General features: G+C 61.9%; 10 protein-coding genes, 1 tRNA gene and 1 pseudogene. 11 read left to right on the top strand and 1 reads right to left on the bottom strand.

Annotated elements, in window-relative coordinates; translation table 11 throughout:
* Positions 1–182: 182 nt before the first annotated feature.
* From infA to HYN69_RS03005, 7 genes and pseudogenes are all read left to right on the top strand, one after another.
* Positions 183–401 (top strand): translation initiation factor IF-1, encoded by a 219-nt coding sequence (infA, locus tag HYN69_RS03035; RefSeq protein WP_108434436.1) that lies wholly within the window; start codon positions 183–185, stop codon positions 399–401.
* Positions 398–972 (top strand): annotated as a pseudogene (locus tag HYN69_RS03030) (Maf family protein). The gene infA and the pseudogene HYN69_RS03030 overlap by 4 nt, the downstream one beginning before the upstream one ends.
* The gene (locus tag HYN69_RS03025; RefSeq protein WP_108437004.1) at positions 969–2,003 is read left to right on the top strand and encodes a ribonuclease E/G; all 1,035 of its coding nucleotides are present in this window, start codon (positions 969–971) and stop codon (positions 2,001–2,003) included. The pseudogene HYN69_RS03030 and the gene HYN69_RS03025 overlap by 4 nt, the downstream one beginning before the upstream one ends.
* Positions 2,000–2,185 (top strand): DNA gyrase inhibitor YacG, encoded by a 186-nt coding sequence (locus HYN69_RS03020; RefSeq protein ID WP_108434435.1) that lies wholly within the window; start codon positions 2,000–2,002, stop codon positions 2,183–2,185. Before HYN69_RS03025 ends, HYN69_RS03020 begins: the two co-directional genes overlap by 4 nt.
* A 308-nt stretch (positions 2,186–2,493) precedes the next feature.
* Positions 2,494–2,569 (top strand) — tRNA-Phe (locus HYN69_RS03015).
* A 326-nt stretch (positions 2,570–2,895) separates the two neighbouring features.
* Positions 2,896–3,153 (top strand): helix-turn-helix transcriptional regulator, encoded by a 258-nt coding sequence (locus HYN69_RS03010; RefSeq protein WP_108434434.1) that lies wholly within the window; start codon positions 2,896–2,898, stop codon positions 3,151–3,153.
* A 352-nt stretch (positions 3,154–3,505) separates the two neighbouring features.
* Entirely contained in the window at positions 3,506–4,228 is a 723-nt protein-coding gene (locus tag HYN69_RS03005) for an SDR family NAD(P)-dependent oxidoreductase (RefSeq protein WP_108434433.1), read from the top strand.
* 94 nt (positions 4,229–4,322) lie between these two features.
* On the opposite strand, the gene HYN69_RS03000 is transcribed toward HYN69_RS03005, so the two are convergent.
* Positions 4,323–9,458, bottom strand: a complete 5,136-nt coding sequence (locus HYN69_RS03000; protein WP_108434432.1) for a RecQ family ATP-dependent DNA helicase — start codon at positions 9,456–9,458, stop codon at positions 4,323–4,325.
* Between the two features lie 348 nt (positions 9,459–9,806).
* Here HYN69_RS03000 and HYN69_RS02995 point away from each other — a divergent pair, with 348 nt between their 5' ends.
* From HYN69_RS02995 to tnpC, 4 genes are all read left to right on the top strand, one after another.
* The gene (locus HYN69_RS02995) at positions 9,807–10,592 is read left to right on the top strand and encodes a transglutaminase-like domain-containing protein (RefSeq protein ID WP_108434431.1); all 786 of its coding nucleotides are present in this window, start codon (positions 9,807–9,809) and stop codon (positions 10,590–10,592) included.
* Between the two features lie 501 nt (positions 10,593–11,093).
* The gene (locus HYN69_RS02990; RefSeq protein ID WP_108434425.1) at positions 11,094–11,468 is read left to right on the top strand and encodes a transposase; all 375 of its coding nucleotides are present in this window, start codon (positions 11,094–11,096) and stop codon (positions 11,466–11,468) included.
* Positions 11,465–11,818 carry an IS66 family insertion sequence element accessory protein TnpB gene (gene tnpB, locus HYN69_RS02985; protein WP_216824621.1) on the top strand — a complete coding sequence of 118 codons (354 nt, stop codon included), beginning with the start codon at positions 11,465–11,467 and terminating at the stop codon, positions 11,816–11,818. The genes HYN69_RS02990 and tnpB overlap by 4 nt, the downstream gene beginning before the upstream one ends.
* A 79-nt stretch (positions 11,819–11,897) precedes the next feature.
* Complete coding sequence (tnpC, locus tag HYN69_RS02980) at positions 11,898–13,436, top strand: IS66 family transposase (RefSeq protein WP_108434424.1); 1,539 nt, start codon at positions 11,898–11,900, stop codon at positions 13,434–13,436.
* Positions 13,437–13,484: the final 48 nt, after the last annotated feature.

Here is a 13,484-nt window from a genome sequence, read left to right as displayed (position 1 = left end):
TTGACTGCCTTTCCCTTTCACCTTTGCCCAAATACTCCACGGGGGGTCCGGGGGTGTGAACCCCCCCGGCCTTTGACAGGGGCGCGTATTTTCCCCCTTGAAAATCCCCCCCATCCGGCGCATTACCACGCCCCGAAGCTTGCGGGTGCTGCCCGTGGGCCGGAACCCTATTTGGAGAGACCATGGCTAAGGAAGACATCCTCGAATTCCCGGGCGTCGTAAAGGAACTCCTGCCGAACGCGACATTCAGGGTCGAGCTGGACAACGGCCATGAACTGATCGCGGTGATGGCGGGCAAGATGCGCAAGAACCGCATCCGCGTGCTTGCAGGTGACAAGGTTCAGGTGGAAATGACCCCCTACGACCTGTCCAAGGGCCGCATCAACTACCGTTTCAAGTGAAGCTGATCCTCGGCTCTGCCAGCCCGCGCCGCAAGGATTTGCTGGCGCAACTGGGGCTGGTGCCCGATGCCATCCTTCCCCCGACATCGACGAAGACCCGCACAAGGCCGAACTGCCGCGCCCCTATTGCGAACGGCTCGCCCGCGAAAAAGCGCTTGCCGTTCCGGCGGGTCCGGATGACGTGGTGCTGACCGCCGATACCACCGTGGCCTTGGGTCGCCGCATCCTTGGCAAGCCGCGCGACGCGGGCGAGGCGGCCGAATTCCTTACCGCCCTTGGCGGCCGCAGACATCAGGTGATCACCGCCGTCGCCGTGCGCCGCGGCGACAGGCTCTGGGCGCGGTCTTCGGTCAGCGCGGTCAAGATGAAACGCCTGTCCGACGCCGAACTGAACACCTATCTCGCGGGTGGCGAATGGCAGGGCAAGGCCGGAGCTTATGCGATACAGGGCGCCGCCGGTGCCTTCATCCCGTGGATTTCCGGCAGCTTCACCGGCATCGTCGGCCTGCCGCTTTCCGAAACCGCCGCCCTGCTGCAAGCCGCAGGCTACCCTGTATGGAGATTGCCATGAAGGGCCGCGTTGTCCTGATCGACGAAATCGCCGGACGCCCTGCCGCCGCCCTCGTGGTCGACGGCCAGCTCGAAGACCTGCTGATCGACCCCGAAGGCGACGTCGTCCTGCCCGGCGCGATCTTTCGCGCAGTTGCCGACCGTCCTGTAAAAGGCCAAGGTGGCATTTTCGTCAAACTGCCCGGCGGCTCGGGCTTTTTGCGCCAGATTTCGGGCATCAGCCCCGGCCAGCGCCTTCTTGTGCAGGTGACCGGCCCTACCGAACCGGGCAAGGCCGTGCCCGTCACCGTCCGACTGCTGTTCAAATCGCGCTACGCGATCATCACCCCCGCGGCCCCCGGCCTCAACGTCTCGCGCCGCATCCGCGACGAGGAGTTGCGCGAAACCCTCACTGCCCTAGCGACCGAAGCCATGGCGGGCGCGCCCGAAGACATGGGCCTGATCCTGCGCTCGGCCTGTGCCGATGCCGAAGCGGATGAAATCGCCGACGACATCCTAGCCGTCAAAAGCCTCGCCCTTGCGGTGCTGGCCGATACCGATGGCAGCCCCGAACTGCTGGTCGATGGACCCGGCGCCCACGAAACCGCATGGCGCGATTGGGCCGATCCCGCCCCCGACGAGGTGGTCGAAGGCGGTTTCGCCGATGCAGGTGTCGCCGAGATGCTCGACGCGCTGCGCGACCCTCGCGTCGCGCTGACAGGGGGCGGCCATATGATGATCGAACCCACCCGCGCGCTTGTCGCGGTCGACATCAACACCGGCCCCGACACCAGCCCTGCCGCGAGCCTCAAGGTGAACATCGCCGCCGCCCGCGACCTGCCCCGCCAGTTGCGCCTGCGCGGGCTTGGCGGTCAGGTGGTCGTCGATTTCGCGCCCTTGCCCAAGAAAGACCGCGCCATCCTCGATCAGGTGATCCGCGCCGCTTTCAAGCACGAAGCCGCCGAGACGAACCTCGCGGGCTGGACCGCACTCGGCCTATACGAGATGACCCGAAAACGCGACCGTCTGCCGTTGGAGGCTGTTCTGCCGTGACCTGCCCGATCTGCCACAAGGATACCGACCCGAAATACAAGCCGTTCTGCTCCCGCCGCTGCGCCGATGTCGACCTCGGCCGCTGGTTGACAGGCAGCTACGCGATACCGGTGACCGACGAAGAGGCCGACGAGACCCTGTCCGACGGCCACGAAGACGCCCCGCCGATCCGTCCGAACTGAGGCATCAGGCCCTGCGCGCCAGTCCCGGCCCGCTTAATTCGGGCAGAAGGGCAGCCCCCCGCCCCCGGAACGCACCGCGCCACCCAGACCCCGGTTTCCGCCCCCGATCGCCCACCGATATGCCCCGCTCCGGTCGGCCAAAACCACACACCCCCGCAATCCCTATGCAGGGCAACCCCGCCCGACCGGTCCTTGACCCACCTCACCCAAATCACCCGCTCCACCGCATATTTTTCCTCAAACCCTCTGGACAGCCCCCCGACCCTGACGTATCACGCCTCAATCCGAAGCGCAGGCTTCGACACGGTGCCCAGATAGCTCAGTTGGTAGAGCAGCGGATTGAAAATCCGCGTGTCGCTGGTTCGATTCCGGCTCTGGGCACCACTTAACACCCTGAAATCGCTCATTAAATAATAAGCGCATGTCTTCGCATCCGAGGCTGTTCGCGGGCTGGGTTACATCTGGGTTACAAAACGCATCGTCCGGTCATGAAGCCCTGAATCGGTATGACCTCAGGGCCTAACAGACGTTTTGTGCCGTGGTCCGTATGACGAGATGAAAGTTGCAAAAATACAACGGTCGGCGCTTTGTTAAGTGGGCGCTTATTTTGGCGATCAGATTCCGACGCAACGCAAGGGCCTCGCCGCTAAAGAATCGGAGTCGGGCTTAGCCTGACACCTCTCCGAACTTACCCCTGCAATGGATGTGTCATGAACAAACCGCTCCCTCCCGAGTCCTTCTACATTCCCGTCGAACAGGTCGCCGCACGCTTCAGCGTATCGGTCGACACGATCTGGTGGTGGTGCCGGAAAGGCGCTTTTCCGAAGCCCTATCATCCCGGCGGCAACGCGGCCCGGTGGAAGGTTGCAGAGATCGAAGCCTATGAAGCCACTATGCAGGCGGGCTTTGTTACCGAGCTCGAACTTTATCAGTCCGGCTTCTTTGAAGCCGCACTGCGTGCTGCATGAGGTGGCATGATGCATCCAACAGCACTGCAATCGTTCCGGTCTGGCGTGCCGCGGTGGCGCTCGGTCCGCCCGCCATGGAGCTTCCTTCTTAATCGATTGAAGGTGTTGTGTCCGCCGCTTGGCAGGATGACCTTCTCCTCTATCTCCCTACCGAGACATGGCAGCATGCGGAAAGTGGTCGCCCACCCCGAGACGAGGGGCTCCTTCGAGAAAGATGACTGGCACGACTGTCGCTTTGGGACTGTCAAATAATGGCTGCATGAGCTGACCATCGCCGCGGCGCAATTGCAGGATCGGCGCGGTTGTTGTGATATTGCTTGAAGCCAAGCGGATATGGAAGTTGGGGTGAGACATGTCGAGAATTGCGGTCGTGACAGGGGCGGCGGGTGGCCTTGGGCGGGCGATCAGCGCGAAACTCCTGTCGGACGGGCTGCATGTGGTGGGGCTGGACATCGACGCGACGGGTCTGGCCAGCATGTCGGCGGACCTCTTCACGGGCATAGTGGTTGACTTGACCGACGCCGGGGCGATTGCCGATGCTTTTGCGCAGATAGGTTCGGATCAGGGCGGAGTCGATGCCTTGGTCAACAACGCTGGCACCTGCTTTATGTCCGATTTCCCGAACATCCCGGCAGTCGAACTTGACGGGCAAATGGCGCTCAATTTCTCCGGTGCCTTCCATTGCTGTCAGGCGGCGATTCCGCTGATGGCGGGCCGACCCGGCGTGCGCAAGATCGTCAATATCAGCTCGAACGGGGCCTATAACTTCGACGTCTTCGACCCGCCGCACTACCGCGCCTCGAAGGCAGCGCTGGACACGCTAACCAAGGATCTGGCGCGCCGCTATGCGCGGGACAAGATCGCGGTGAACTCGGTAGCCCCCGCCATGACCGAGACGCCCCTGTTCAAGGTGCTGACGGAGGATGTGCTGGCCCGCGCCATCGCCGCCATGCCGCATGGCCACGCGATGCAACCGTCGGAAATCGCGGCTTGGGTCGGGTTCCTGATATCGCCCGCAGGGGATATCTGCAGCGGCAATGTCATCATCCTCAATCAAGGCCGCGACGTGAGGTGAACCACTTGGGCGCGTTGCGAAAGCTGGGCCATCGCAGTTGCGGGTGGCTAAAGATCACCAATGCGCCCGTGTCACGAACCAGTCCCAAATGCCTTCACCTTTTGAAGGCGCGAGGGTCCTTTCGAAACACCAGCTCCGGAAGAACCGTCTCCCACTCCCCACGCTTTATGTAGACTTGGAAAGCCTCCTCGTTGTCGGTTTTGCGCCAGCGGACAATGGCCCCGACTTTGCCTGCAACAAGGTGCGTCCCTTCGGGCGGATTCCAGTTCCCCGCCATACGCCCGAGCACTCGTCCTCGGGTGTCAATGATCATCCATTTTCCCTCGTGTAGGTCCAGCGTCACGGGGTCATCGACCTCGGCAGCAGCAACGGCGGCAAGCGTCTGGCTCGTCTCGGCAAGACGACCGGCATAGGAAAGATCGACCGCGCTCATGTCTGGCAATTGATATTGGTCAGGTTCGGGCAGGTCGACGGGTCGCGGGGCCTCGACCTTGCGCAACAGCTCGCTTTCACTGTCGGCGCGGACGAAGGCATGTGCCCCGCTCGTCACGACGGAAAGGCTTCGCCGCGCCCGAGTCATGGCGACGTAAAACAGGCGCCGTGGAGCTTCGCCGTCTTCACCTTGCGAAAGCGCCTGCCAGCCGCCGTTCAGGATTACAACATGATCGAACTCCAGCCCCTTGGACCGATGCGCGGTCAAAAGCAGAAGCCCACGCTGAGATCCCCTGACATCTTGTGCCCATTCGGCAAGCCACTCCACGGCATCTGGAACAGGGATCGCCTTGGTGCCGAGTTCGCGGGCGAGATCCGCGACACCCTCGGCAATCAACTCGACCCAGCGTGTCGGGCGTTGCCGGTTGAGGACATCAAGGATGTTTTGGATCGTCAGCATTGCCGCTGGCCGCTCCCGCAGGCCAGCAACCAACCTTTGCATCTCGCGCATGCGCCATATGCTCGGCAGCTTTTCATTTGCCATCTCGACAGGCAGACCCAGCTTCTCGGCATAGGCCCGCACGGGCGCCAGTCGCTTCCAGTCGCGAGAGATGATCGCCGTGCGCGACCACGAGAAATCCGGGTCGAGACGGGAAAGCCGGACCAGTTCATCCACCGCAGCAACGCCTTGAACGACGTCGTCGCCGACAACGTCGAGGAATTGCACGCGGCCACGGCTGACGGGGTCGTAGGTCGCCATGACGCCGCCGCCGGGATGGAGGGTGCGAACCTTGTCTACCGTGATCGGGTGGCCCGCTTTCATGCGCCCTTGGGCAGGTTCGATGACCTGGTTTGCAGCGTCGATGATGTAGCGGGTCGATCGGTAATTCTCGGTCAGGAACTTCGGCTTGGCTCGGCAATCCTGTTCAAACTGGCGGATGAACGAAATCGACGCCCCGCTGAAGGCGTAGATGTTCTGGTCGTCATCCCCCACGGCAAAGAGGCTGAGGCGCTGATCGGGGTCTTCCAGCGAGCGCCCCGCAACGGCAGCAATCAGCGCATATTCGTCGGGTCCGATGTCCTGATACTCATCGACAAGAATCCAGCGGTATCCTTGGATCAACGCCTCGCGCTGCGCCTCGGCCTCGGCGCGGCTTAATCCTTCGCCCGTGAGCAGGCGCACGGCGTCCTGCAGGATGGCGTCGAAATCGCGAGTCTCGGTCGCTCCACCAACAAAGCTCGCACCTACCAGCCGCATGGCAAGCGCGTGGCAAGTCGAGACAGTGACCCAAGCGGCATCCTCTCCCACAAGTCCGCGAAGGCGAGCCTTGATCTCGGCCGCGGCATGGCGGTTGTAGGTCAGGACGAGTATGCCCTTGGGGTCTTCGCGCCGGACGCGCAGAAGATAGGCCATGCGGTGAACGAGCACCCGTGTCTTGCCTGATCCGGGACCGGCCAGCACGAGGACGTTGGTCTCCTCGCGATCATCGGCCACGATCTCTTGCTGAGTCGGATTGCCGAGGTCTTCGACGATCTGCTTCCACGCGCGTCCGGTGGTTTGGCGGCGAATCTCAATACCCTGCCCGGGCATCCAGCGGCGCAGGAAGCGCTCTTGATCCATGGTGAAGTAATCTTCTGACAGCCGCTGCGCCTCGTCGATCCGTTCCAGCCCCTTTTCGGCATAGGCAGCCATGACATGGGTCTGCACGGTCTGCTCGCGGTAATGCTCTTGCAGGGGCAGGAAGTCCTTGGCCGCAAATGGCGTCCGCTCTGGGTTCAGATGGATCGTCATGGCCGAGCGAAAGACCGTCAGTCCCTTGCCCAGCGTCAGCACCTGCTGTTCGTGCAGCCAAAGCAGCGCACGTTCCATCAGCTTGGTCATGTCCTTTATGCCCGATGCCCTTATGACAGCATCACCGTTCAGCTGGGCCAAAAGGTCACCGAGCGTCATTTCGACCTGAATATCCTTGCCCCTGGTCCCGCTGGGCACCTTGGCGATCATGAATTCCAGCAACCGTTCGGCTGCGGTCCAGCGCAGGGAAGCCGTCTGGTCCACCACCCGCCATGACCGCTGAAGCGTAAGTTCGAGCGTCTTGGACGACAGCTTTCTCAGCCTGATATTGCCCTGCCCGCCATCTTCGTCGCGCCCGTCCCGCTCGATACTGCGCAACAGGCGTTCAAGGATATGAGGGCCTGCACCGGAATTCCCGATCTCGCGCATCTTCTGGCTGGCAACCGTGAGGTCCAAGAGGCACCCCCCACCCGCATCAGCATCAGGTGCCATTTCCCGCATCGTGCCGATCAGCGCGCCTTCCAGCGCCCGTGCTGCCGCAAGCCGCTGGCGCGAGGCGTTCTCTATCCCGACGTGGACTTGAACCGTAATCGCGATGTCGTTCTTCGCCAGACTGAGCGTCTCAAGGTCAGCCATGGCCTTGGCGAGTCCGCGATGTGTAAGGCCCGCGATGCCGGTCAACTCATCGGTTGAAATACCCTGATCGGCGGGCGTGTTCATCAGGTGGCGGACGATATCCAAAAGCTGCTTGCGCCGTGTTTCTGTGATCTGCGCTTTTCCGAGCCGCTCTGCCGCTTCGGCCAACGTGCGCACCATGAGCGATGAAGGGAACACCTGCACACGGTTCTCTTCACGTGAGACAAGGGTTGCCTCCTCCAGCCACGAAACGGCCGTTTTGACCCGCGTGTCGTCGGTCGCGCTGTCGCGGATAAAGTCGCGATCCTTCTCCTCGCGCACGATTTCTCCGGTGGTCGCCACAACCTTGCCGCCGTTCCGTCCCTGCTCGTCGATCCGACGCAGAGCCTTGAGGATGGCGCCGATCTCGTGCCTTTCCAGACGCGAACGTGCGGCCAGGGTGAATTGCCGTTCAACATCGTCGGTATGATACAACAGCACGCACGTGGCAGGCTGTCGGTCACGTCCGGCGCGACCTGCCTCCTGAAGATAGTTCTCGAGTGAGCCGGGGATGTCGGCATGAACAACAAGCCGGATGTCGGGCTTGTCGATCCCCATGCCGAAGGCATTCGTCGCCGCGATCACCCGCAGGTCACCCACACGAAAGGCTTCCTGCACGGACCGTTTGTCATCGGCCGTCAACCGCGCGTGAAAATGGGCAGCGGCCAGACCCTGTGCCTTAAGAAATTCTGCCACGCGCTCGGTCTCAGGGCGGGTCGCGCAATAGACAACCGCGCCAGAACGCCCCTCGGGAAGATGATCCTGTATGGCCGTCAGGATATCGCCAAGCTTGCTCTCCTTCCCCGTCGGCAGCACCGAAAAGGACAGGTTCGTCCGTGTCGCCCCCCCGTCGAACAGTCCAAGCTCGATTCCAAGCCGCTCGCGGAAATGGTCGGTGATATCGCGCACGACCTCGGGCTTGGCCGTAGCCGTCAGGCAGAGGATCGGGGCTGGCGGTGCATCACCCGAGAATTCTCGGATGAAACGCCCGATGTAGCGATAGTCAGGCCGGAAATCGTGCCCCCATTTCGAGACGCAATGCGCCTCGTCCAACACCCAAATTCCGACCTCGCGTTGATTCAGGACCGAACGCACCGAGACCGACCGAAGTTGTTCTGGCGAAATCAGCAGGATAGCAGCCTGACCCAGCCTGACGCGATCCAGCGCTTCCTGCCGCTCTGGCATCGACAGCATACCGTTGATCGTTACAGCTGACGAAATACCAGCGCGTTCCATCCCCTGCACTTGGTCGGCCATCAATGCCACGAGAGGCGAGATCACGACGGTCAATGCGCCTGTTTTGTCATAGAGGCTGAGGGCCGGGACTTGATAACAGACCGACTTGCCGGTGCCGGTGGGCAGGATGCCGAGGACATGGTCATGGGCCATGCTTCTCTCGACGATGACCTCCTGCAACGGTCGTCCGTCAGCATCGGTAGGCTCAGGACGGAAAGCCGGAAACCCGAACCATTTCGCCAGCGCGCCCTTCGGATCGTTCATCGTTGCGCACCAGGAGCAAGTCGGCTTGCCACAGTTGGTGTCGCGCAGTTGACGAACGATCAACGCGGCCCGCGGAAACGAAAACCGGACCCAAGGCGGCATGACGGACTCGCCTCCGGACACCGATATCCACGCTAGCGCATAGGCCATCGGCCAAGCCATCTGCGCGTCTTTCAGGGCATCCAGAGCGGGGTCGACTTGCGCACCACACGCCTGGCCGACCAAGATTTTGCGGATCGCGGCGAGTGCCGTCCCTCGGTCGGGTGCGTTCGCGTTGCGGACATGCTGAAAAACAGCGTCGAACCCGTCCGACCGATCCGATCGCGTCACAAGAAAATGCCACGCCAGAAGCATCTCGGGCGCTTGGTTTCTCAAGGCTTCGATCTGGTTTTCCAGAACCTGAAACACCAGCCGGGCATCTAGCTCAGGATCGTTCACATGCCCCGCCTGCAAGCGCCCGTCGTGGTGATGCTTCACCAAGTGATGGTAAGGGTTGCGCGGAAAGGCCGGCGGGTTCAGCCAAAGCGTATCGATCGGCGCGCTCATCTTGTCGCGAAGCCTCGGACGCGCGGCCAGAAGATGCTCGATGTCATGACGCAGGATGTTGTGACCGATAATGTGACTTGTCGCCTTAAGGGCTGCTTCAAGATCATCCAGTGACTTTTGCAACCGTCCTCTCGCCGCCACAGCAGGACCGGAACCAAAGCGCACGGCGGCGAGGTCGAAGATCGCTGCCTTCTTGGGATCGACTTCCAGATCGACCGACAAACACCGCTCTAGCAGAGGCAGCTTGTCGGCGGGCCTTGGGCGCAAAAATTCAAGAAAAGGCATAAATTCCAGCTGGAAAATCTATAGGGTGTGCAAGTGTTAAGACAGAGCTGAAGGTGCAGCAACTGATTAGGAAAGCCCGAGGCTCAGATGGACCCATTGCGGATCCAGTCCCAAGCAGCATCAAACAAACGCGCCCACTGTGTCCCTCCGTCACTCTATCGCTCGAAGTCGGCCCCTGGCGGTGATCCCACGTCTGTTCACGCTGTGGTGAGGCTTCGTCTAAGCAGCCAGCCGATGATCACCTCTGCTATTACTTTTCAAGGCTCCGAGCCGATCACCATTTGAACAGATGTGCCGACCGCCCGACATGATAGGCACGCACCAAAGGCTTCAGCAGGCAAGCAGCTTATGAAATTGGCTATCGATGTCGACATGAACTACGCGCTTGAGGGCGGCGATCCAGCGCTGTTGGCAATCACGGTAGCGCAGACGGAGGGGCAGACCGTGCTCTCGAGTGTGCTGGAAATCGAGAATGCAACCCTGCGCTGGATCGACGGCGAGGGCAATGTCGGTCAACGGGTCTGGGTGCATTCAGAGGGCGGCCAGCTGAACCTGCGCTATCGCGCCCAAGTCGATGTAAGAAAATCCAATGTTGCCTTGCCTAGCCTTGCGGCAACGCCCCTATATGCGCTGTCGGGCGAAGTTTTAACGTATCTCAGGCCATCCCGCCTATGCCCTTCCGATCTGCTCCAAACGTTTGCCGACGAGCGGTTCGGGCATCTAGACGGCGGCGAGAAGATCGCGGCGATCCTCGACTGGACGGCGGCCTCGCTCGTCTATGTCCCCGGCAGTTCATGTGCCAATACAACGGCATTTGATACGTTCATCACGCGTGAAGGGGTTTGTCGGGACTATGCACATCTTGTCTGTGGCCTTGCGCGCGCGGGAAATATCCCCGCCAGATATGCCACCGGATATAGCGCCAATGTTGACCCACCGGATTTCCATGCCGTTGCAGAGGTCTGGCTGGACGGCGCATGGCACCTTGTTGATGCAACCGGTATGAGCTCGGCCTGCGACCTCGCGATCATCGGGTCCGGCCGGGATGCTGGGGATATTCCCTTCATGCAGACCGAAAAGTGGGCGACCCTTATTCACCAGCGCATCTATGTATCAGCAGAGCATCCGACATAATTCGATCATGACCATCACTTCGGTGATCGGGGTGATCAAAACGCAACCGGCCCATAGCTGCCCTTCGTCGTTGCGGCGGCAAAGGGCGATAGCGCTGAGCTATATGATGGCTCCTCGCTTGGCGCGGTGACCGAACTCAAAGCCCGCCCATTGTCGCTGAGGGTCTTGTCTGCTATGCAGCGCCGCGAGCGTGTAACCGTCTACTCGTCCGACAAGCAAAGTCGCCCGGATCGTGCCATTCCGATTGCTTTCTGAACATTTCAGACCGAGTTGTCGCGATGAGCGGTTGAACCGACCGTGGCTTCATTTTCATCGCTCTTACGACGCCTGCGCCAACTCGCGCTTAAGCCGACGGATATCTGCGTATACGAAGCATGTGCCATGCAGTGGGCCGTAAGCGCTGTGCCGACCCCACCTTCCTGCTGAATCCGTAAGCTGCGATGCGCCCTCGTGTGGAGATTTGCACGGGAGGTGTCAGTGGGAGTCCATCGGGAGCGCAGTATGGAGGCCGTCGGCTTTGTGGAGCTGCTGGCAGCACCGGCAGCCAAGCGGCGGTGGTCTGACGAGGCGAAGGGCCGGATGGTGGCGGAGACGCTGGTGCCTGGTGTCACGGTGAATGAGGTGGCGGGTCGGCATGGGGTGAAGGCCAACCACCTGTCTTCGTGGCGGACGCTTGCGCGGCAGGGCAAGCTGGTCGTGCCAGAGGTAACGGGAGCCGAGTTCGCCGCGCCGGTGGCGACGGCGCAGGCAGTGGACACGCCTGTTTCAACTGCGTCGATTGATCTGTTGATCGGCCCTGTGACGATACGGCTGGATGTTGCCACACCTGCGGCACGGCTCGCGGAACTGATCATGGCATTGCGGGCTTTCCCGTGATCTTCCCGTCGAACCGGGTGCGGATCATGGTGGCGACGAAGCCCATCGACTTCCGCAAGGGCCACGACAGCCTGGCCGCGATGGTGAAGAATGAGCTGCGCAAGGACCCGTTCACCGGGACAGTCTTCGTGTTCCGCGCGAAGAAGGCGGACCGGTTGAAGCTCTTGTATTGGGACGGCACCGGTCTGGTGATGGCCTACAAGCGGCTGGAAGAACACAGCTTCACCTGGCCCGCCGTTAAGGACGGGGTCATGATGCTGAACCATGCGCAGTTCGAGGCGCTGTTTGCGGGGCTCGATTGGCGGCGCGTTCGGGCCGTCGCGGCGAAGGCTCCCAAAGCCGTGGAATGACCGGTTCTGCCCTGCGGCAGGATGACTCATCGTGCTCTTTCCGGAGGCATAGCCCATGGTGGTTTGGTAAACATCAGCCATGCCAGAGACCGCTGATCTGCTTGAAGAAATTGCTGCGCTGAAGGCGATGCTGATTGCCGCGGACGCACGTGACAAGCGCAAGGACGAGCGCATCGCACGGCTAGAAAAGCTGGTCGCGGCCTTCAAGCAGGCGGTCTTCGGCCGTAAATCGGAAAAGGGCGATCCGGACCAGTTCGAACTGGCGCTGGAAGATCTGGAAACGGCCATGGCCGTGATCCATGCCGAAGAGGATGCCGCGGATCGGGCCGCCAAGCGCCCCGCCAAACCGCGTGCCGCCAATCGTGGATTGCTGCCAAAGCACCTGCCGCGCATCGAGGAGATCATCGAGCCGGACAGCCTGACCTGCGCTTGCGGTGGCTGCCTGCATTGCATCGGCGAGGATGTGTCGGAACGGCTCGACATCGTGCCCGCCCAGTTCCGTGTCATCGTCACCCGCCGACCCAAATATGCCTGCCGGTCCTGCACCGATGGCGTGGTTCAGGCGGCTGCCCCCGCGCGGCTGATCCCGGGCGGCATGCCGACCGAAGCCACGGTCGCCCATGTGCTGGTCAGCAAGTATGCCGACCACCTGCCGCTTTACCGGCAGGCCCAGATCTACAGCCGCCAAGGCGTCGATCTCGACCGCTCCACCCTTGCCGATTGGGTGGGTCGCGCCGCCTTCGAACTCCGCCCCGTCCATGACGCGCTGATGGCGGACCTGAAGCGGTCAACCAAGCTCTTCATGGACGAGACCCGCGCCCCGGTTCTCGATCCGGGGGCCAGAAAGACCAAGACCGGATACTTCTGGGCCTTGGCCCGCGATGACAGGCCGTGGGGCGGCACGTCACCACCGGGCGTGGTCTTCACCTTTGCCCCAGGTCGGGGCGGGCAACATGCTGAGCGGATATTGAAGGGTTTTGGGGGTATTCTCCAAGTCGACGGCTATGCCGGATACAACCGCTTGATCGCAGCGGACCGGATCGGTCCGGGCATTCAGCTCGCATATTGCTGGGCGCACGCACGCCGCAAGTTGATCGAGATCACCCGCAGCGGACCCGCGCCGATTGCCGAGGACGGCGTGGCTCTCATCCGCGAGCTTTATGCCATAGAGGCCGAGATCCGCGGCACTGCCCCCGCGACCCGGCTGGCCATCCGGCAGGACCGCTCCGCCCCGATCCTCGCCCGCCTCGACGACTGGCTGGCCTACCACCGCGCCCGCGCCTCCGCAAAGTCGCCCTTGGGCGAAGCACTTGCCTACATCGCCAAATACCGCGACGGCCTTGGCCGCTTCCTGACTGATGGCCGCGTCGAGATCGACAACAACACCGTCGAACGCACCATTCGCCCCATCGCCCTGAACCGAAAGAACGCCCTCTTTGCTGGCCACGACGCCGGGGCTGAGAACTGGGCCGTCATCGCCTCGCTCATCGAAACCTGCAAGATGAACGCGATCGACCCACACGTCTGGCTCGCAAACACGCTTACCGCCATCGTCAAAGGCCACAAACAAAGCCAGATCGGCGACCTGCTCCCATGGAATTACGCCGTCATGGTGTGATCGGCACAGCGCTTACAGTGGGCCACCATGCCCTCGTAGTAATCGAGG

It is taken from the genome of Gemmobacter aquarius (genome assembly GCF_003060865.1).
Classification (GTDB): Bacteria; Pseudomonadota; Alphaproteobacteria; order Rhodobacterales; family Rhodobacteraceae; genus Paragemmobacter; species Paragemmobacter aquarius.
Note: the sequence above shows the minus strand (reverse complement) of the source record. Positions and strands in the feature narration are given on the sequence as shown.

What these genes read in the sequence shown, in the direction of transcription:
- infA (WP_108434436.1), top strand. Translation starts at nt 183, where the DNA reads ATGGCTAAGGAAGACATCCTCGAATTCCCGGGCGTCGTAAAGGAACTC.
- HYN69_RS03025 (WP_108437004.1), top strand. Translation starts at nt 969, where the DNA reads ATGAAGGGCCGCGTTGTCCTGATCGACGAAATCGCCGGACGCCCTGCC.
- HYN69_RS03010 (WP_108434434.1), top strand. Translation starts at nt 2,896, where the DNA reads ATGAACAAACCGCTCCCTCCCGAGTCCTTCTACATTCCCGTCGAACAG.
- HYN69_RS03005 (WP_108434433.1), top strand. Translation starts at nt 3,506, where the DNA reads ATGTCGAGAATTGCGGTCGTGACAGGGGCGGCGGGTGGCCTTGGGCGG.
- HYN69_RS03000 (WP_108434432.1), bottom strand. Translation starts at nt 9,458, where the DNA reads ATGCCTTTTCTTGAATTTTTGCGCCCAAGGCCCGCCGACAAGCTGCCT.
- HYN69_RS02995 (WP_108434431.1), top strand. Translation starts at nt 9,807, where the DNA reads ATGAAATTGGCTATCGATGTCGACATGAACTACGCGCTTGAGGGCGGC.
- HYN69_RS02990 (WP_108434425.1), top strand. Translation starts at nt 11,094, where the DNA reads ATGGAGGCCGTCGGCTTTGTGGAGCTGCTGGCAGCACCGGCAGCCAAG.
- tnpC (WP_108434424.1), top strand. Translation starts at nt 11,898, where the DNA reads ATGCCAGAGACCGCTGATCTGCTTGAAGAAATTGCTGCGCTGAAGGCG.